The 19,724-nt window shown below is 60.4% G+C and carries 18 protein-coding genes; 12 read left to right on the top strand and 6 right to left on the bottom strand.

Translation table 11 applies throughout. The annotated features are described in order from the left end of the window. Positions 1-46 precede the first annotated feature (46 nt). The 5 genes from DXD49_RS06235 (at position 47) to DXD49_RS06255 (ending at position 4,123) form a co-directional block, all read left to right on the top strand. On the top strand, positions 47-316 hold the full coding sequence (locus tag DXD49_RS06235) for a hypothetical protein (protein WP_117794502.1): 270 nt from the start codon (positions 47-49) through the stop codon (positions 314-316). A 164-nt stretch (positions 317-480) separates the two neighbouring features. Further along, entirely contained in the window at positions 481-924 is a 444-nt protein-coding gene (locus DXD49_RS06240; RefSeq protein WP_117735262.1) for an FxLYD domain-containing protein, read from the top strand. A gap of 48 nt (positions 925-972) precedes the next feature. Further along, positions 973-1,395: an XRE family transcriptional regulator gene (locus DXD49_RS06245; protein WP_117735261.1), complete on the top strand. Its 423-nt coding sequence runs from the start codon at positions 973-975 to the stop codon at positions 1,393-1,395. A 71-nt stretch (positions 1,396-1,466) separates the two neighbouring features. After that, on the top strand, positions 1,467-2,858 hold the full coding sequence (locus DXD49_RS06250; RefSeq protein ID WP_117794503.1) for a protein kinase: 1,392 nt from the start codon (positions 1,467-1,469) through the stop codon (positions 2,856-2,858). Positions 2,859-3,013: 155 nt separating this feature from the next. Continuing rightward, positions 3,014-4,123 carry an IS110 family transposase gene (locus DXD49_RS06255; RefSeq protein ID WP_117794504.1) on the top strand — a complete coding sequence of 370 codons (1,110 nt, stop codon included), beginning with the start codon at positions 3,014-3,016 and terminating at the stop codon, positions 4,121-4,123. Between the two features lie 373 nt (positions 4,124-4,496). On the opposite strand, the gene DXD49_RS06260 is transcribed toward DXD49_RS06255, so the two are convergent. Further along, a complete protein-coding gene (locus tag DXD49_RS06260; RefSeq protein WP_117794505.1) occupies positions 4,497-5,630 on the bottom strand; it encodes a glucosaminidase domain-containing protein in 1,134 nt (377 codons plus the stop codon). Positions 5,631-6,025: 395 nt separating this feature from the next. On the opposite strand from DXD49_RS06260, the gene DXD49_RS06265 reads away from it, so the two are divergent. Further along, complete coding sequence (locus tag DXD49_RS06265) at positions 6,026-7,282, top strand: ATP-grasp domain-containing protein (RefSeq protein ID WP_099431498.1); 1,257 nt, start codon at positions 6,026-6,028, stop codon at positions 7,280-7,282. An 84-nt stretch (positions 7,283-7,366) separates the two neighbouring features. Continuing rightward, entirely contained in the window at positions 7,367-8,113 is a 747-nt protein-coding gene (locus tag DXD49_RS06270) for an aspartate/glutamate racemase family protein (RefSeq protein ID WP_233502225.1), read from the top strand. Positions 8,114-8,237: 124 nt separating this feature from the next. Here DXD49_RS06270 and DXD49_RS06275 read toward each other — a convergent pair whose 3' ends face one another. From DXD49_RS06275 to DXD49_RS06295, 5 genes are all read right to left on the bottom strand, one after another. Then, positions 8,238-8,984: an energy-coupling factor transporter transmembrane protein EcfT gene (locus DXD49_RS06275; RefSeq protein WP_117794506.1), complete on the bottom strand. Its 747-nt coding sequence runs from the start codon at positions 8,982-8,984 to the stop codon at positions 8,238-8,240. Further along, positions 8,977-10,728: an ABC transporter ATP-binding protein gene (locus tag DXD49_RS06280; protein ID WP_117794507.1), complete on the bottom strand. Its 1,752-nt coding sequence runs from the start codon at positions 10,726-10,728 to the stop codon at positions 8,977-8,979. Before DXD49_RS06280 ends, DXD49_RS06275 begins: the two co-directional genes overlap by 8 nt. A 211-nt stretch (positions 10,729-10,939) precedes the next feature. Further along, positions 10,940-11,512, bottom strand: a complete 573-nt coding sequence (locus tag DXD49_RS06285; RefSeq protein WP_117794508.1) for a hypothetical protein — start codon at positions 11,510-11,512, stop codon at positions 10,940-10,942. A gap of 410 nt (positions 11,513-11,922) precedes the next feature. Then, positions 11,923-13,830: a dipeptidase gene (locus DXD49_RS06290; RefSeq protein WP_117794509.1), complete on the bottom strand. Its 1,908-nt coding sequence runs from the start codon at positions 13,828-13,830 to the stop codon at positions 11,923-11,925. Positions 13,831-14,229: 399 nt separating this feature from the next. Further along, entirely contained in the window at positions 14,230-15,147 is a 918-nt protein-coding gene (locus DXD49_RS06295) for a diacylglycerol kinase family protein (protein ID WP_117735253.1), read from the bottom strand. Between the two features lie 98 nt (positions 15,148-15,245). Here DXD49_RS06295 and rnd point away from each other — a divergent pair, with 98 nt between their 5' ends. From rnd to DXD49_RS06320, 5 genes are all read left to right on the top strand, one after another. Then, positions 15,246-16,379 (top strand): ribonuclease D, encoded by a 1,134-nt coding sequence (gene rnd / locus DXD49_RS06300; RefSeq protein WP_117794510.1) that lies wholly within the window; start codon positions 15,246-15,248, stop codon positions 16,377-16,379. A 238-nt stretch (positions 16,380-16,617) separates the two neighbouring features. Continuing rightward, positions 16,618-17,322, top strand: coding sequence for a zinc metallopeptidase (locus tag DXD49_RS06305; RefSeq protein ID WP_117794511.1), 705 nt, complete (start codon positions 16,618-16,620; stop codon positions 17,320-17,322). A gap of 115 nt (positions 17,323-17,437) precedes the next feature. Then, positions 17,438-18,889, top strand: a complete 1,452-nt coding sequence (gene xseA, locus DXD49_RS06310; RefSeq protein ID WP_369831605.1) for an exodeoxyribonuclease VII large subunit — start codon at positions 17,438-17,440, stop codon at positions 18,887-18,889. A 42-nt stretch (positions 18,890-18,931) separates the two neighbouring features. Beyond that, positions 18,932-19,198: an exodeoxyribonuclease VII small subunit gene (gene xseB, locus DXD49_RS06315; protein ID WP_006234311.1), complete on the top strand. Its 267-nt coding sequence runs from the start codon at positions 18,932-18,934 to the stop codon at positions 19,196-19,198. A 154-nt stretch (positions 19,199-19,352) separates the two neighbouring features. Further along, positions 19,353-19,688, top strand: coding sequence for a histidine triad nucleotide-binding protein (locus DXD49_RS06320; protein ID WP_035137921.1), 336 nt, complete (start codon positions 19,353-19,355; stop codon positions 19,686-19,688). Positions 19,689-19,724 lie beyond the last annotated feature (36 nt).

Below are 19,724 nucleotides of genomic sequence, written 5' to 3' on the forward strand. Positions count from 1 at the left end.
ACGCCGACAGTCTGCCGTATATAGTCCGGGTGGATGCGGGCGCGGTTTGTTGCTGCTTCCGGTCATCGCTGTGAGCATTGGCGTGATGTTTGTGCTTGCTGGGCTGGCTGTGGCGGCACTCGTACTGTTTATCACTGCCATCGGCGTGACGATTTGGCTTTATCGCAGTCGTGAACAGCGCCGCGCCGACGGTAAGACCAATGTAGAATGGATTGCCTTTTTGGTCATCGCCTACCTGCTGAGCATCAGCTATTTGGCCTTCTTTATCCTGTTGGTTGTGAGCACCTTTACCGGGGAATCCGTCACGGTGGGTTGATGCACTGCCAGCAGACGGTCGCGTAAAGTGCGTTTGCTCGGCGTTTGGATAACTGCATTGGCCGTTTACCGCAGCCTTAGCTCTCAGCTAATGAATCCAAGTTCAATCCTTTCTACGATGTGCTGTGTGCCGGCACGGTAGCCGGATAGTTGGAAGGATGCATAATGGCAAAAGAGGGAAAGAAACCGATCGGCAAGATCATTTTGGGCGTCATCGTGGTGCTCGTTGTTGTCGGGGCCGTAGGTTCTATGGGTGGCAACTCGTCTGGTTCTTCTACGGGTGATGCGGCAAAATCTGCTGAGCAGACCCAGCAGGTCGAGGAACAAAAAGAGGCACAAGAGCCCTATACGGTTTCGGATGAGGCAGGGGATACGTCTAATCAGTTCGCATATAAGATCACCGGCACGTTGACCAATAATACGGATAAAGAGCAAAGCTACATTCAGATTGAGTATGTTCTGTATGACGCGGACGGCAATCAGGTGGGAACGGCTCTTGCGAACACTAACCATCTAAAAGCGGGCGGCACCTGGAAGTTCGAAGCGTTGAGTACGGTATCTCCCGACCAGGTTGCTAGCTGGGAGCGTTCTGATGTGAGCGGCTTTTAACTAGAATTAATAACATGATTACTGTGCGAGCTGGGGAGGCGAAGCCGCGTGCCCGATAAAAAACTGACCGAGGAGCTGCTCGACGAGCTTCTCGATGCGCCAAGTATCGATGGCTACATAAGGGAACACGACTTTGCCGCCCCATCGCTTTCTGATTACCTAAAGCAGCTGCTGCAGGAAAAGGGACTGGAGCGTTCGCGCGTGGTCCGTATGGCCGACCTCAACGAGACGTTTGGCTATCAGATTTTTACCGGCACGCGGCATCCGAGTCGCAATAAAGTGCTGCAGATTGCCTTTGCCATGGCGCTGACGCTCAAAGAGGCCAACCGCGCCTTGACGGCGGCGGGCGCCAACGTCCTCAACTGCAAGGACCGCCGTGATGCGATCATCATTTTCTGCATCGATCGCGGCTGCAGCTTGCAAAAGGTAAACGAGGAGCTATACCGCTTTGGCGAGGAGACGGTGAGCTAGCGGCTGTCTGCCGGCGGAAGAGTCGGTCACGATATTTCGAACGTGCAGGGCATGGGCGTCATGGGGCGCCCGTGCCCTGCGTTATTATGGACGCTATGGATACTCAGAGCCCAACATATTCCGATGATGAGCTGACCGCCGCGCTCGCCGGCCACCTGGCGTCACTCGAGCGCGATGATAGCTATCGCGTAGACCGGGTGCTCAAGCGCTCGGATGTCGAGACGACCGAGCTCGTGTACTTTGAGGGCTCTGGCGGAGGGTCTCTCGGCCCCTTTGTTCGTAAGCGTATCGACGCATCGGCCCAGATTGGCGGGGTATATGAGCGTCTGTTTGCGGCCCAGCGCGCCGGACGACGCTATGAGCACTTGCCCCGGATTGTCGATTGCCGCCGCGTGGGCGACGAGCTTTGCGTGGTCATGGAATATATCGAAGGCGAAACGCTTGAGGCCCTGGTGGGACGTTTGGGCGCGACACCCGATTATGCGTGCGATCTGTTTGGCGCCCTTTGCGATGCAGCCGCTGAGCTCCATGCCGGCTTTGCGGCGGCCGGAGAGCGTCCGGTGCCGGTGATTCATCGTGATTTCAAACCCTCGAACATTATCGTCTCGGGTGTGCGATATACGGCCGACGCGGGTATGACCTTTTCGTCACTGGTGATTATCGATTTGGGGATTGCGCGGGTATGGCGTGACGGAGCCGATGCCGACACGGTTAAGTTTGGAACGCGACCCTATGCGCCGCCCGAGCAATATGGTTTTGGGCAGACGAGCGTGCGTAGCGATGTCTATGCGCTCGGCGCACTCCTGTTCTTTTGCTTGACGGGGATCGATCCTAAGCCGGGACGGAACATGCGCGAGCAATGCGAGGCGCGTGGCGTTCCCGCCCCGCTTGCCGATGTTGTCTGCATGGCGATGGCGCTCGATCCGGCCAAGCGCTTTGCAAGCGCGGAGGCGCTCGGGCACGCTGCGCGCGCGGCATATGAGCTGTGCCTGCCTGGGCCTGGCTCGATTGGCGAGACGGAGCCTTCAGCGACGCAGACTGCTCCGCAAACGGCGGCATCCACCGCGCGACAGTCCCAAGATGTCTCGATGGTGGCCCCTTGCCACAAGGGCCTGCTTTCGCGGATCCCGGAGCCCATCGGGCGTATATGGAACGGCTTTATCTATGCAGCAACCTTGCTGCTGCTCGTCGGAAGCCATTTTGCCGTGTTCCAGCCCACGGGAGCCAACCGTAGCTATCCAACGTGGTTTTTGGCCCTTGAGTATTTTCTTATGGTCGATGGCATGGTGGTGCTCATTGCGTTTGGCATGCTCGACCGCCGCAGGCTTCGGCGCCGCTTTCCCGTGCTCGATCGCTATCGGGGTCGCGAGTTTGTCACGCTGTGGCTCAAAGCGTTGGGGATTATAGTCGCCATAATGATCGTGGTTATTGTCACCGGCAATGCGACTGGCATTGTTGCCTAATGTGGCGTACTGCTCAAAGAAGACGATATGAGAAAGCCATTTGGGTCGCCTCCCCCGCGGCGCAGCTTCTTTCCGCGGGCTCGGGATGCCACAATGGGCTTTGAGTATCGGCCCGTGCGGTAGCCCTTACCGCACCTGCGGGGAGGAGGCTTCCCATGCCCCATGTTACCTCCATCGGCCTGGACGTCCACGCGCGATCGGTCGCCGCCGCGGCGTTCAACCCCTTCACCGGCGAGGTGGTGCACCGTGACTTCGGGACGGACGCCGCCGAGATCGCGGAGTGGGCCCTCGGGTTCGAGGAGCCCAGGGCCTGCTACGAGAGCGGCCCCACCGGCTTCCACATGGCGCGCGAGCTGCGCGCGCTCGGCCTCGACTGCGCCGTGGCCGCCGTCTCTAGGATGCAGAGGCCGGCGGCGGACGCGCGCCGCAAGAACGACCGGCGCGACGCCGAGTTCATCGCCCGCATGCTCGCCACCCACAACATCGTGGAGGTCCCGCTGCCCGATGCGGCCGTCGAGGCCGCCCGGGACCTCGACCGCGCCCTCGACGACGCCACGGTGGAGTACCGCCGCGCCAGGCAGCGCCTCAACATGTTCCTGATCAGGCTGGGCCACGTCTGGGACGAGCGCAACGCCGACGGGACGAGGAAGGGATCCTGGACGCGCGCCCACTGGAGGTGGATATCCGGGATCAGGCTCGAGGGGCCCCAGCGCGACGCGCTGGAGTACTACGTCACGGCCGCGAGGTGCGCGGAGTCGGACCGCCGGCAGCTCGAGAAGAAGGTGCTCGCCCTCGCCCGGACCGACCGGTGGCGCCCGGCCGTCGAGGCGCTCTCCTGCATCAAGGGAATCGACACCCTGACGGCCTTCAGGCTCGCAGCCGAGGCGGGCTCCTTCACGAGGTTCCGGACGGCCCCGGCCTTCGCGAGCTGGTGCGGGCTGGTCCCGTCGGAGCGCTCGAGCGGCGAGACCGAGCGGCGCGGCGGGATAACCAAGACGGGCAACCGGCTCGCCAGGACGGCACTGGTGGAGTCGGCGTGGCACTACCTGACGTGCACGCCCCGCCCGAAGGCCCCGGCGCCCGGCGCGGACGTCCCCGCGGCGATCCGGGCGCGCGCCGACGACTGCACCGCCAGGCTCTGCCGCCGCCGCGAGGCGCTGGCGGCGGCGGGCAAGAGCTCGTGCAAGGCAAACGCCGCCGTCGCGCGCGAGCTCGCCTGCTGGGTCTGGGAGATCGGGCGCCGGGCGGAGGGGACCCTCGGCTGACCCCGTCGGACAACAAGCCTCCCGCCGGGAGGGCCCGCGCCTCGACGCATCGCCGGCGCGCGTTCACGAGCCCTTTTTGGGCAGCCCAAGGGCCGCGCCCGTGAACAAGACTGGTTTCGGACGAGCGCGCCGGACGGAGAATCGAAATGCGGTGGGGTGCGCGGACATACCGGGCTGACCGCCGGCAGCGCGCCCGCAAGAGCCCGCGGATATTAGCTTGCCAGGCAAGCGTCGACTAAACGTGCAGCGTGCGCGGGCCCTCCCGACGGGAAACGAAAAAGCCCGGTTTAAAACCGGGCTCGAACAAACACGCCTATTGACAATGGCTTTCTCATATTAAAAGGGCCCCGATTGGGGCCCTTTGCAGCTATAGCTAGATGCGGTTCATCTGGCCGGCAACCTTGTTGTACCAGTCCTGCCACGTGGGCGGGCAGTACTTTTTGGCGGCAGCCGGGGTAAGCGTGGAGCCGTAGTTGCGACCAAGATAGGCAACGTGGGCTGAGATGCCCTCGCCCCAGCTGCCAAAGCTGCGCCAACCGCCGCCAACGGCGCTCCAGCCCCAGGCGTTGTAGGAATTAGCGCAATAGAGGCCCTTGCTGCTCTCGATGCAGGCGATGGCGGGGGACCAGCGAGGGTCAACACCGGTGTTCCAGGCGGCCACGGCAAAGTTGTAGCCCTGGCCTGCCAGGGGGGAGCCGGCGAGGTAGTTGTCGATACGGCTGGTCCACTCGTTGATAAACGAGTCGTAATCGGAGTTGCCGGTATTGGGGTTGTTCACCGTGGTATCGATGGTGGTGTTGGAGTTATTTGCCTGGCTGTTGGAGTTGTTGCCGCTCACGCCAGTGCCCGCGAGCTTCTCGGCGGCAGCAGCCTTGTCGGCCTCGAGCTTGGCCAGCTCGGCGGCGTTCTCCTGCTCGGCCTTTGCCTGGGCTTCGCTGCGAAGCTGCTGGGCCTGCGCCAGTGCATCCTCGGCGGTTTTCTGCTCGGCCTCGAGCTGGGACTTGGCCTGCTCGAGCTCAGTCTTGTTCTGCTCGAGCTCGGTCTGCATCTTGTTGAGCTCATCGATTTCATCGACGCTCGAGCTCGTGATCTGGTTGGTGTACTTGCAGGTCGTGATGAACTCGCCCAGGCTCTGCGCGTTGACCAGGAAGCTCACGATGGGGTTGGTGCCCTTCTGGTACTTGTACAGGTCGCGCATGGCGGAGCTTGCCTTGGCCTGCTGATCGGGAAGCTCGGCTTCGATCTCCTCGATGCTTGCCTCGTTGGTGTCGATTTGCTTCTGCAGATCCTCGAGCTTGGTGCGGGCCTCGTTGTAGGCGCTCGTGGCGGCTTCGATTTTCTGCTGGGCGGCGGATAGCTGATCCTGCGTTGCCTGCGAGGCGGCATATGCCGCGACGGGGGAGAGCATCGGCGAGGCCGTCAGTGCAACGGCGAGCGCGGCGCTCGTGATGATACGAGCCGGCTTCGACGCGATGAGCGCTGCGGTGCGATGGTTCGAATGCTGCATCCAGTCCCTCTGCAATCAATCGTAGGTTATGGTTCGAAAGGTATTCTACTACTGCTTTCGACCTCAACTTGAACCTTAAAGGTTCTAAAGGGTCAAGTTGAACTTGAGGCTTTGGCTTTGACCTGCAGTTATATCGAATTGTTGAGAAACCATAGAGTTCAACTTTAACGTTACGAGGACCTGTTTGTGGGCGAGTTTTGGGCTGTGAAAGCTCTCTTAACGTGGGGTTTTGCAACTACAGGCCCTATCGCGGTGAGCGTGGCTTTCATACTAGATAATTGCGTTGATTGCCATAGATACGGTGGAGCTTTAGGAGGAGACGGCCCGACACGTTAGAATAAACAGGTTGCATAAAGACCGCTCAGCGTATGGGCAGTTGATGATAGGAAGTATCCATGGCATTGCAGTTTACAGAGCGTGAGTTTATCCCCGTGCTGCTCGGTGGCGACATCAACGCCTATTCGGTGGCGCGCGCCTTCTATGAGGAGTACCAGGTCAAGAGTCTGGTCTTTGGCAAGTATCAGACGGGTCCCGCGTACCGCAGTCAGATTATCGACTACACGCCCAACGTGGATATCGATACCATGCCCGTGATGCTCAGGACCGTCAACGGCATTGCCCAAGCGCATGCCGATAAGACGATTGTCCTTGTGGGCTGTGGAGATAACTATGTTGCCCTCGTGGCTCAGGCCAAGGATGCCCATGAGTTGGCGGATAACATCGTCGCGCCTTACGCTCCCTATAGCATGCTTGAGCAGTGTCAGAAGAAGGAGATCTTCTACGAGCTGTGCGAGAAGCATGGCGTGCCCTATCCGCATACCTTTACCTTCACCATGGCGATGCTGAATGCCCAAGGCGAGGCACCTGCCGAAGTGCTCGACCAGATCGATTTTCCTTACCCGATGATCCTGAAGCCTTCCGACGGCATCATGTGGTGGCAGCACGAGTTCGAGGGCCAGAAAAAGGCCTATGAGATTGCCGACCGTGCTGAGCTGGAACAGGTCATTCGCGACTCGTATGCCAGCGGCTACACCGACGACCTGATCTTGCAGGATCGCGTGCCCGGCAACGACGAGTACATGCGCGTGCTCACCAGCTATTCCGACCGCAACGGCAAGGTCCGCATGATGTGCCTGGGCCACGTGCTGCTCGAGGAGCATCAGCCCCATGGCGTCGGTAATCACGCCTGCATCATCACCGAGCCCAATGACGAGCTTATGGGTGGCGTGCGCAAGTTGCTCGAGGACCTTCACTTTGTGGGCTATTCCAACTTTGACGTTAAGTACGACGAGCGCGACGGCTCGTTTAAGTTCTTCGATTTCAACACGCGCCAGGGTCGCAGCAACTACTACGTCACCAACAGCGGCTTTAACGTTGCCAAGTATGTGGTGGACGAGTATGTGTTCAACCGCCCGTTTGAGCCGGAGTTTGTGACGGCGCAGGACGAGGCCCTGTGGATGGTCGTTCCCATGGGCGTCGTCGACAAGTACGTCAAGGATCCCGAGTTGCGCGCGAAGGTGCATCGCCTGGACAAGGAAGGCAAGGGCGCCGACCCTTCGTTTATGAAGGGCGACTTTGTCTTTAACCGCTGGCTGCGCATGTGGCACACCAAGCTGCGCCACTTTAAGCTGTTCAAGACGTATTACAAGTAGATGAGTGCGGCGCCCGTCCGGTTTACATCGGGCGGGCGCGGGTATGATACGCGCAATTGCGCAAGCGTCACCAAGGAGGCGGCGATGGAAAAGCTGGGAGTTATCGGCGGCATGGGCGCCGAGGCCACGTCGTATTACTACGACCAGGTGGTGCGTCATACGGCTGCTGCCTGCGATCAAGAACATATCGACATGGTGGTGCTCTCCAAGTCGACCATGCCCGACCGCACGCTGGCCATTAAGACCGGCGAGCATGCCAAGCTGCTGGCGACCATGAAAGAGTGTGCTCAGGCACTCGAGTCGCTGGGCTGTGCGCACATTGCCATTCCCTGCAACACGTCACACTACTTCTACGACCAGATCCAGTCGTTTACCAGGGTGCCGATCATTCACATGCCGCGCGAGTCGGTTCGCTATGCCCTTGCGGGTGCGGTGATGGGGGAGTGCGAGTTCGACCCCAACTTGAGCATGCCGGCCGAGCCGGTGCGCAAGATTGGCATTATGGGAACCGACGGCACCGTGGGTGCCGGCGTCTACGGGCGCGAGTGCGAGGCGGCAGGTGTCGAGGTTGTCTATCCCAGCGAGAAACGTCAGAACGATGTGATGTCGCTTATCTACGATGATGTGAAGGCCGGACGTGAGCCCGATATGGATAAGTTCGATCGCGTGATGTGGGAGTTCGCCCGCAGTGGCTGCGACCGTGTCATTTTGGCTTGCACGGAGCTCTCGGTGCTGCAAAAGTATCGCGAGATGCCCGAGATCACCCTCGACGCCATGGACGTGTTGGTGCGCGAATCCATCATCCGCAGCGGCGCACTCTATCGCCTGTAGCCCTCGACCTGCCAAGAAGGGACAGGTTTATTTTGGCAGGTTTTATCTGGGGAAACAGTAAGGCCCCGGCTCGTTCGATGCGATCCGGGGCCTTTTGCGTTTGTCGGTTGCCGTTGGCGATGGGCTAGAACAGGAAGCCGAGGACGATGAGCACAACACTGGCAGTAAGCACAGCAATGTCCAGCCCTGTGATGGGATAGCGCTTGTACGAGCTTGCGCGCGTGCGCAGGTAGAAGCCGCGCTGTTCGGCTGCTAGGGCCGTGGCATCGGTTTTGCCCACGCTCGAGATGAGCAGTGGCACGCACAGTGGCAGCATGAGCTTAAGCTTCTTGATGGGGTTCTTGGTGTCGTACTCGACGCCGCGTGCGGTCTGCGCCTCCATGATGGCGTTCATCTCCTGACCAAACACCGGCACAAAGCGCAGCGCCGTGGTAAAGGTGAAGGCATAGCGATACGGCACGTGCAGCACCTCGACGCAGGCGTTGGCAAGGTCGTTGAGCTTGGTCACCATGAGCATGAGGATGAGTGGTAACGCCACGCCCAGCAGGCGCAGACAGGCCTTCGATCCTGTGATGAGGCCCGTGTCGGTGATAAGGCCCCACACCACGTTGCCATCGCGCATAAAGGCCAGCTGGAGCACCAGCATGATAAGCGCGAGCGGAATCAGCAACTTGAGTAGCGAGAACAGACGGTTGACGACGCCGGCATAGGCACCCAGAGCAAGGGTGAGTGCCAAAAAGCCCAGCAGCGCCACATAGGTGTCGGATAAGAAGATGCCGACGACGATGGCGGCGGCGAGGCCCAGCTTGACAACGGGGTTCAGGCGATGCAGCAGCGTATCGCCCGGCATGTAGTCGATGACGTTAACCACGGTGGACCATCTCCTTGGTAATTCGAACGACATCGGTGACCTCGCTCACCTGCGCAAAAGCGGGCGAGACGGAAGATGCCAGACGGCGCGAGAGTTCAATAACCTGGGGAGGCTCCACGTAGGCACGCCGCATGAGATCGATGTTCGAGAATAGCTCGTGCGTGCGGCCGCGGTCGAGGATGCGGCCGTTTGCCATCACCACGATGCGCTCGGCAAAATCCGAAACGACTTCCATATCGTGGCAGACCATGATAACGGCGCAACCGCGCTCGGCCATGGTGCGCACCGTTTCCATGACGGTCATGCACTCGCGGTAATCAAGGCCGCTCGTGGGCTCGTCGAGCACGACGATCTTGGGCTCTACGACCACGACAGAGGCGAGTGCCACCATCTGGCGCTGACCGCGCGAAAGCGAGAAAGGTGCCTCATCGGCAGGCAGGCCAAAGCGGTCGATGACGAGTTGAGCACGACGCAGAGCCTCGGCGCGGTCCATGCCGCCAAGCTCCAAGCCAAAGGCGACCTCGTCGAGCACAGTGTCCTTGCAGATCTGACGGTCAGGGTTTTGGAAGAGGGTTGCGACTTCGCGGGCGATACGGCTCGTGGGAACGGCTGCGGTATCCAGTCCCGTGACGCGCACGCTGCCCGAGACGGGCTTAAGCAGGCCTGTGAGCAGCTTGGTGAGCGTGGTCTTGCCGGCACCGTTTTGGCCGACGATGCCCACGAGCTCGCCGGGATAGAGGGTCAGGTTGAGGTCGTGGACGGCGGCGCCGCCATTGGGATAGGCAAACTCAACATGATCGAAGGTGAGCACGGGTTCGGCGTCCTTGGCGTGCGGGCGCAACGACGGTGCGTGCGGTGAGCCGGCGGGTGCCTGAATGTCGCTGCTTGCGTGTGCGGGGTCGACGATGCCCGAAATCAGGCGCTCGGCCTCATCGACATCCAAGCAAGGGGTACCGCTTACCAGGCCATCGGCCTGGAGGCTATTGAAGATACGCGTGACGCGAGGGCAGTCGACGCCGATGGCACGGAGCTCGTCGGTATGCGCGAAGACCTCGTGTGGCTCGCCCTGCAGCGCGATTTCGCCATGGTTGAGCACGAGCACGCGGTTGCAGTACTCCGAGAGCAGGGCGACCTTTTGCTCAACGACGACGATGGTGATTCCAAGTGCGCGGTTTGCCTCACGTAGCGTCTCGAAGACCAGCGTGGAGCTGGCGGGGTCGAGTGCCGCGGTGGGCTCGTCGAGAACCAAGACGCGCGGACGCATGGCGAGGATGGCGGCGATGGCTACCTTTTGCTTCTGTCCGCCCGAGAGGGTGGCGATCTCGCGGTCGCGCAGGTCGCTGATGCCGACGGTCTCGAGCGTTTCGCTCACGCGCTGCTCGATCTGGTCGTGGGGAACGCCAAAGTTCTCGAGTCCAAAGAGCATCTCGTCCTCGACGACCGAAGCGACCATCTGCGTGTCGATATCCTGCAGCACACTGCCGGCGATTTGCGACACGTCGGTGAGCGAGACTTCGCAGGTGTCGTGTCCGTCAACCATGACGGACCCAAAGAACGTGCCGGTGTAGTGGTGGGGCACGGCGCCCGACAGGCAGGCGGAAAGCGTGGACTTGCCGGCGCCCGAGGGCCCGATGATGCCGATGAAATCTCCCTTGTTCACGCTGAGCGAGATGTGGCTAAGCGCCTGCTCGGTCTGCGTGCCATAGGAGAACGAGACATCGTCGACGTTGATGATCGTTTCCATGGATACCTTTCATAGTCATTGGGGACGTTCTTACATGACTAGTCGTTTAAGAACGTCCCCAAGAGCTAGTTGTTTGGGACAGTCTTTGTTGGTGGAGTGCGGAGACGGCTTTACGAGGGCCCCAGGTTGGCGCGAAAGAGGAGCGAAGCGTACTTGGGTACGCGAGCGACGAATGAACGCTAAGATGGGGTGGCTCGTAAAGCCGAGCGGGTTAATGGAGCCTAAGGGCCTTCTGGATGGGCAAGTAGAGGGCACCGACCAGAATGGCGTTAAAGACGGCGGTCATGGCGACGACGGGCAGCATAGCGGCGGCGAGCTCGCCCACCACGCCGAGCATGGCCATCTTGATGACCATGAAGATGACGCCCGAGACAAAGGTGGTCACGAACGTTGCGACGATGGCGACGGCAGACTTGACCTGTCCGTCCTTGGCAGCAGCGTTGACGATGACGGCCATGAGCATGGCGGCGATGCCCTCGGCGGCAAAATCGACGAACGGCGAGGTGGTGGTGATCTGGATCACGGCAGCCGAGATGAGGCCAATGACGAGCGCTTGGCCGATGTTGGGGCGAACGACCAGGATGGTGAGGCAGAAGGCCGAGATGATGAACTCGGGGCTGATCATGCCGCCCGAGATGCCCGAGATTGCCTTGCCGACGGTGAAGTTGAGGATGAAGCCGGCGGCGAGCAGGATGGCGAGCAGGACGAGGGCGCGGACATCGAGCTTGCCGCGGTCGGCGGTCTGGGCGGTGCGGGGCTGGGCGGCGGTGGTGTTCTGAGACATGGTGAAAATCCTTTCGGAATGGGAGTGCAAGAGAAAAGCGGAGGCGCGTGATGCGAATGCGATCGGGCTCGAGATAGAAAAAGGCCCCCGGTCGAAACCGGAGGCCTTCCAATCACCTAGAGCGAAAAACAGGCGTGAGGGACTCACTGTCGACCGATCGAATTCGCATCACGCCACCACCAGTTGTTGAGAGAGTTCATCGTGTTCTTCATGTTGGTGGCTCCTTTCGTGATGTCGTGGCGCGGTCGCACCTAGTTGCTGTTGCGCTGCACTATAGCACAGCGAAGTGTGTGCGGGGAAATCTTTTTTAAAAAGATTTCAGCGGTGTTTCCCCCTGTTATAAAGAACGGGCGGGGCAGCTTGTGCTGTCCCGCCCGTGCCCTGGGAAGTGTCACTTCCTGCGCGGAGTATTACTCCTTGTTGCGGCGATAGAGGGCATAACCGCCAGCGGAGATGACGACGACGCCGGCAGCGGCGAACGCAGCCACCATGCGGCCATCAAAACGGTCACCGGTGGTGGGCAGGTTGCCCTTGGTGTTCGTCTTGTTGGTGGTCACAGTGGTCGTGGTGCTCGGTTTGGCAGGCTTGTCGGGGGTGCCGGGCTGCTCGGGCTTGTCGGGGGTGCCGGGCTGCTCGGGCTTGTCGGGGGTGCCGGGCTGCTCAGTGGTGAGGGCGTCCTTGGCGTAGGTGATGGACTCCTTGAGGCCGTGGGTCTCGGTGTTCAGGTCGCTCGGGGTGAAGGGCGTGCTGAAATCCTCAGCCTTCAGATAAGCGCGCATCTCCTGGAGAAGGGCCTTGCACTTGACGTAGGTGTTCTCAGTGGCAGCCTTGCCGGCCTTGTTTGCCAGGGCGGTGCGGCCCTCAGTGGTGGTCTCGGCCTGCATAGCAGCATCGACCTCAAGGTTCTGCTCGACGAGCTCGTTCTGGAGGGCGTCGAGATAGGTGCGGACGCTGACGCCGAGCAGCTCGGGGTGCTCGAAGCAGAGGGAACTAATGTCCATGAGGACGTAGTTGATGGAGTTCTCGGGCTCCTCGTTGTTCACGATGTCCGTCTCTTTGCAGTGGTCGAAGGAGACGGTCTGGTCGCTGAAATACGGGCTAACCTCGGTGAGCAGCGCGGAGTAGAAGGGGATGGCGACGGAGTACGCGGCGCGGGAGAGCATTTCCCACTGGATTGTTGCAACCTGGGGATCAAGACCGTTGCGAACCTGGAAGACGTGAATCTCGGTGTTGCGCTCGGTGCCGATGGCATAGGCACCGTCAGTGTTGGCGTTAAGGCCCGGGGTATTCTCGCCACGGTTACCGAGAGAGCGAATCATCTCAAAGGTAGTCCAGTCTGTCTTTCCGGGCTGGAAGAACAGCGGCTGCATCTCGTGGACCAAGGCGCCGGTCGTGGCGCGAGCCTCTTCGCGCTCGTCCTTGACGATCTCGTAGTCGGTGCCCTCCTGGAGCTCGTTGCCAAAGTAGTTACGGCCCTGGACGTAGCGGGTCCACTGGTGCATACCGGAATTCTGAATGGTCTCGCCATAGGTTGCGGCGACGTCGAACTTGCCGTCGGTGTACTTGGCAAAGCCCTTCTCCTTAGGCATGGACTCGATGCCCTCGGAGTGCAGGCAGTTCTCGGTGTCGTTGAGGTCGACATCGTAGTTGAGGTTGCCGATGTTGGGGTTGATCGAGGCGACGTCATCGGCGAGCTTCATGCCGATCCACTGGTGACCGGAAAGCGCGGCAAACAGCCAGGTCTCGTTGTTGTCGGCGATGATGATCTGGTCGTTGGAGCAGACGCCCTGCTCGTCAATCAGGCTGCCGAGGAGCTCGACGCCCTCGCGGGCCGTGGCGCTCTCGCCCAGGATGACGCTGGCGTAGTTGTACTCGCCGATGCCGGTGTTAGTCAGGGGGTCTGCTGTCTCGGCATCTGCATTCATACTGGTGCTTAGCGTGGCGGAGCAGGATACGCCCTTCTCGTTGATGCCTGCTTCAGAGTAGGCATCCCAGCGGTTGTCCCACTGGGAGGGATGGTCGCGTACATAGGTGTAGCGATACGTGGTCTTGGTCGAGGTGTACATGAACGAAGACTCGTCCGAGCTGTACGTATGTCCCGGGCCGTGAGAGGGCTCAATGCCAAAGTGCTTAAGATAGCGCGGGCCATAGTCCTCGGAACGGCCGTAGTACGTGTTGCCGTCGGCCGTAAGGTTTTTGCCCATGTAGACCTGCGTGCAAGCGAGTGCAGAGGTTGGCATGGACATGATGGTTGCAGCTCCAAATGCAAGGCCTATACCAAGCTTCTTGAGCGCGTTGACGGGATGAGTTTTACTCATGTTCCCTCCCAGCGTGCGAAAGCCCTCTGTCTCCAGAGGGCTTCAGCCAATAAATACACTCCCCAAGCGTAACGAATTCGAAACAATATACATTTATGAAAGATTTTTACTCGATAAGCGTAGTGAAAAATGCGATGAACGGTTAATTGTACTCATTTACTAGGTAATTCAATCTGCATATCGCCAGCAAATGATGTAGCTAAGTAAAGTGTCGCAAAAAATGATGAACCCCTCGCCGCCACGTTGTGTCATGCCGATGAGGGGTCCGGGTTTGCGCGTGCTGTGAAAGAGCGGCGGCTACTTCTTCCGGCGGTGAATCACGTTAATGGCGTAGCCGACGAGCATGGCCAGAACGATGACGATAAAGCCAAGGATGGGGTTGTCGTTCATGGGGTCCTCCTATTTTCCGAGCGGGGAGAATTCGTCGACGATGAGGTCGAGGCATTGCGGAAGCGCGCGGGCACCAAAGACGCCCGAGTTGCTGGAGATGATCTCGCCATCGAACTGCATGCCCAGCGACGGCGTGCAGGTGATCTTGGCTTCTTTGGTCTGGATGATCTTAAACTGCGGGCGGCCGAGCACCTTGCCGGCGGGATCGAGCGCGGCGGTGATTACCGTGGGAAGCAGCTGTACCGTGCGTACGGGCTCGATGACCGCGATGTCGACCATGCCGTCGTTCATGCGGCAGTTGGGGAACAGGTTGATGTCGTTTTGGATGACAGACGTGTTGCCCGCCATGCAGCAGATGCCGTCGAGCTCCTCGACAATGCCGTCATGCTCAATGGTAAAGTGCGCCACCGTGGGGTTGGGTGTGGCGAGCGCCGACAGGAAGTAGGCGATCTCGCCGATGTCGTTTTTAGTGGGGGCGGCCTTCATCATAATCTCAGCGTCAAAGCCCGAGCCGGCGATGATGATAAAGCCATGGCGCTTTTCGTTGCCGTTCTCGTCGAGCCAAAAGAGCTCGCCCATGTCGACTTTGACCGTGCGGCCGGCGCGGCATGCCTTGGCGAGCGCCGCTGCCTCGGGGGCATTGCCGATGTTGTTAAAGAATAGGCAGGCCGTGCCGGAGGGGAAAACGAGCGTGGGAACGCCGCAGCCGCGCATCTGGTCGAGCACGTTGGAGACGGTGCCGTCGCCGCCCGAGACGACCACGCGGTCGAACTCGCGAACGTCTGCCACGGCGTCCTCGGGCTCCATGCCATCGCCGATAAAGCGCATCACGACCTCGTCGCCGCCCTGTGCAAGGGCGTGCGTGAATGCGTAGATTTCATCTGAGCTGGGGCCCGATGCCGGGTTGTGGATGATAAGGCAGCGCATACTTACGTTCCCGTTCTGTGACTAACCGAGTATAGTTGTAGGGCAATGCCGATATCCTACCCGTGTTTTTCGGGCCTAACCTTATTCGATGGGTTGATATGTACATTTCCACACATCAGGCTCTGCTCGACTTTTGCCAGCGCGCCCGCAAGTTCGACGCGATCGCCGTCGACACCGAGTTTTTGCGCGAGCGCACGTTTCATCCGCGCCTGTGCCTGGTCCAGATTGCCACCCCTGCCGAGAGCGTCGCGGTCGATCCTCTGGTGATCGACGATCTATCGCCGCTGGCAGAGCTTATGGCCGACGAGAGCGTGACCAAGGTGTTTCACGCCTGCTCGCAGGATATGGAGGTCATGCTTCATACCGTAGGCGTGCTGCCGCGTCCGATTTTTGACACGCAGGTGGCCGCCTCCTTTTTGGGCGAGCGCCAGCAGATTTCCTACGGCGCGCTCGTGCAGACGTTTTGCGGTGTCTCATTGCCCAAGACCGAGTCACTGACCGATTGGTCGCGTCGCCCGCTGACCGATAAGCAGATTGAGTACGCGATCGATGACGTCAAGTACTTGATCGTCGCCTATACCGAGATGATGAGTCGCCTGCGCGAGCTGGGCCGGGTGGACTGGGTGCTCGACGAGTTGCGCCCGCTGGCCGACGAGTCGCACTATCGCGCTGATCGCCACGAGGCGTTCCGCAAGGTCAAACGCATCAATTCGTGCAGCCGTCACCAGCTGGGTATCGCGCGCGAGCTCGCCGCCTGGCGCGAGGATCGCGCCGAGCGCCGCAACATCCCGCGCAAATGGGTCATGTCCGACGACACGTTGCTGGCGCTCGTCAAGCGCAATCCCGTGCGCGTTGAGGAGTTCCGCAGCATCCGCGGCACCGACCAGCTGGGGGAGCGCGATGTGGACGGCGCGCTCATGGCCATCAAGCGCGGCGCGAGCTGCCCGCACGATCGCCTGCCGCTCATGGTGCGCGGGCATCGCCAGATTTCGCCGGAGTTGGAGAGCGTGACCGACCTTATGTATGCGCTTATTCGCTTGGTCTCCGAGCGCTCGGGCGTGGCGACCTCGGTCATTGCCTCGCGCGATGACCTGGCCGACTACATCGAGCATCCCGAGCAGAGCCCCCTGCGCGAAGGTTGGCGTTTTGAGCTCGTGGGCTCGCGTCTGGACGATTTACTCTCGGGCAATATGGGGTTGACGGTCAAAGATGGCAAAATTGAATTGCTATAGGTATATAGTTACGCGGTTTTACCAAACCGCGTAACAGCTCGACGCTGCAAACGGCCGAGAGCGGCAATCTGACGTTCAATCGTCGCTCGCGTACCAAAGTACGCGACGCTTCTCTTTCACGTCACCTTGCTCGCTCTCGACCGTTTTCGCTGACATTGCCAAAACATCGATGTTGATTTGCTGGTCAGTCGAGTGGGTAGAATGCCTCCAACGTGTAACTCGATTCGGAGGAATTCGCATGCCTTATTACTATGGATACGGCTTTGGCATCGACCCGCTGTACCTGCTGGTTGTTCTTGTCTGCACAGTGCTTGGCCTTGCCGCGCAGAGCTATATCAACTCGACGTACAAGACGTGGTCTAAGGTGCGCTCGGATGGCGATACGGGCGCCACGGTCGCTCGTCGCATGCTCGATGCCAACGGTTGTAGCGCCGTGGGCATAAAGGGCGTTGCCGGCGAGCTTACCGATCATTACAACCCGCTGGATAACAACCTGTATCTCTCGGATGCCAACCGTTCGGGCGGGTCGGTCGCAAGCGTTGCCGTCGCCTGCCACGAGGCGGGCCATGCCGCCCAGCGTCAAAGTGGTTATGCCATGATGAAGGTACTCACCGCTTTGGTCCCCGTCGTCAACTTTACCCAGAACACCTGGACGATCGTGCTGCTCATGGGCCTGTTCATGAACATCGCGGGGCTCACGACCCTCGCGCTGGTCTTCTTCTCGTTTAGCGTGCTGTTCCAGCTGGTTACGCTGCCGGTCGAGATCGATGCCAGTCGCCGTGCCGTGACGTATATCGAGCAGTCGGGCATGAGTTCCAAGCAGGTCAACGGTGCCAAGAAGGTGCTGACGGCAGCCGCGCTCACCTACGTGGCGGCGGCGCTCACCTCGATTATTCAGCTGCTCTACCTTATGGCTCGTTACAACAGAAACTCCAACCGATAAGAACTTGGACTGACAGGCGCCGCGGGGATTTGTGTCCCCGCGGCGCTGTACTATGTGTGGGACTTGAATTTGCGCAGGGCCGGAGCCTTTGTGCACGATGACGAAAGGAGGCTGCGTGGCAGGCTGGAATCTAACCGGCAATGCCGTTTCCGCCGAGTTTGACGGGTCGGACGAGCAGGAGCGTAAAGAGCTCAGCGTGAGCCAGGCGGTCGAGATCGCCGCCGGTGCGCTCGATGCCATTCCGCAGCTGAGCGTTTTAGGCGAGGTCACGGGCTTTCGTGGCCCCAATGCCCGAAGCGGCCACTGCTACTTCCAGATCAAGGACGACTCGGCCGCCGTCGACTGCATCATCTGGAAGGGTGCCTATCTTAAGCGCACCTTCGATTTGCGCGATGGTATGCAGGTGAGCTTTAAGGGCAGCTTCAATCTCTATAAGCCCACGGGCCGTATGAGCTTTGTCGCCCGTTCGTTCTCGCTGGCGGGGGAGGGCCTGCTGCGTCAACAGGTGGCACAGTTAGCCGAAAAGCTGCGCCGCGAGGGGCTGATGGACGAGTCCCGCAAACGTCGCATTCCGGTGTTTTGCTCGCGCGTGGCGGTCGTCACCTCGCTTTCGGGTGCCGTGATCGACGACGTCAAGCGTACGCTGCGCCGTCGAAACCCACTTGTCGAGCTCGTTTGCGTGGGTGCCAAGGTCCAGGGCGAGGGTGCGCCAGCAGAGCTTATTGAAGGCTTGCGCCGCGCCGCCACCATTACGCCGGCGCCCGATTGCATTTTGCTCGTGCGTGGCGGCGGTTCCTTCGAGGATCTTATGACCTTTAACGACGAAGAGCTTGCTCGCGCGGTGGCGGCCTGTCCCGTGCCTGTGGTGACCGGTATCGGCCACGAGCCCGATACCTCGATCTGCGATATGGTGAGCGACCGTCGCGCCTCCACGCCAACGGCGGCGGCAGAATCCGTGGCACCGGCTATGACAGAGCTGGAGGATGTGCTCGAGACGCGCCATCAGCGCCTAGGTGCTGCGATGGCTTCGATAATCGGGTCGGATCAGGTCGATCTGGAGATGCTCGATCAGCGTGGTCGACGTGCCTGGGATACCTATACGGCGCGCTTGGGCGATGCGCTCGATGCGGCCGCGTGCCGCCCGTGCCTGAACGATCCAACGTTTATGGTTGAGCGTCGCGAGTCGGAGCTTGCCCTGACCGCTGACCGCCTGTCGGGCGCCATTGCGCGCTCGGTCGGGGTGTTCCGTTCGAACTATGAGCGCCTGCCCGAGCACTTGGTCGCAAGCACCTCGGGGCTCGATGGCAAGCACCATGCGCTCACGCTCGCGAGCTCCCGTCTGGAGCATCAAGGGCGCACGATGTTGAGCAAGCCTGCGTCTGACTTAGGCCGTGCAGCGGCCTCGCTCGACGCCCTGTCGCCGCTCAAGGTGCTCGCCCGTGGTTACTCCATCGCGTACAGCGATGACGGCGTGGCTACGAGTGCTAAGACGTTTAAGCCTGGTGACGCTATCCGCGTGCGCATGGCGGACGGCAACGTGGCGGCAACCGTCGATGCGGTTGAGTAGGCCGCGTTTCACAGTGACAGACCTTTAGGAAAGGAAACAGATATGGCAGAGAAGACCCCGGTCGAGCAGCTTACGTACAAGCAGGCTTCGCAAGAGCTGGAGCTCATCATCCGCAGCTTGGAGTCGGGCGACATGGAGCTCGAGGAGTCGCTCGAGAGCTACACCCGCGGCGTCGAGCTCCTCAAGAGCCTGCGCACCCGCCTGTCCGATGCCGAGCAGAAGGTCTCGGTGCTCCTTAAGGACGTCGACGGCAACGACGTGCTCGCCGACGGCGAAGCCGCCAACACCGACGACAACCTTTCGTTCTAGCCAACTTACAGCCTGCTTTGGGGTAGTCTGTTTGGGACGGGGCTTTTTTGACTACCCTTGCGCGACGGCTCGCCGAGCGCTTGCGTTTGCGAAAAAGTAGTCAAAAAGCCCCGTCCCAAAAAGACTACCTTGGTCTGTGAGAAAGGAACCAACCATGTGTGATTGCATTTTCTGCAAAATCGCCAACCACGAGATCCCCTCGACCGTTGTCTATGAGGACGACCAGGTCATCGCTTTTGACGACCTCAACCCCCAGGCGCCGGTCCATACGCTCGTGATCCCCAAGAAGCACTACAGCGATATCGCCGACAACGTGCCCGCCGAGACCATGGGCGCCATGGCTCACGCCATCCAGGAGGTCGCCAAGGCCAAGGGTCTGGAGGACGGTTTCCGCGTCATTTCCAACAAGGGTGTCAACGCCGGCCAGACCGTCATGCACTTCCACATGCATGTCCTCGGCGGCAAAAACCTGGGCGAGAACCTCATCTGAGGGCGCGTAGCCCGTCGACTTGGCTGCCTTTGGAGT

Source organism: Collinsella sp. TM05-38, assembly GCF_003466445.1.
In the GTDB taxonomy this organism is placed as follows: domain Bacteria; phylum Actinomycetota; class Coriobacteriia; order Coriobacteriales; family Coriobacteriaceae; genus Collinsella.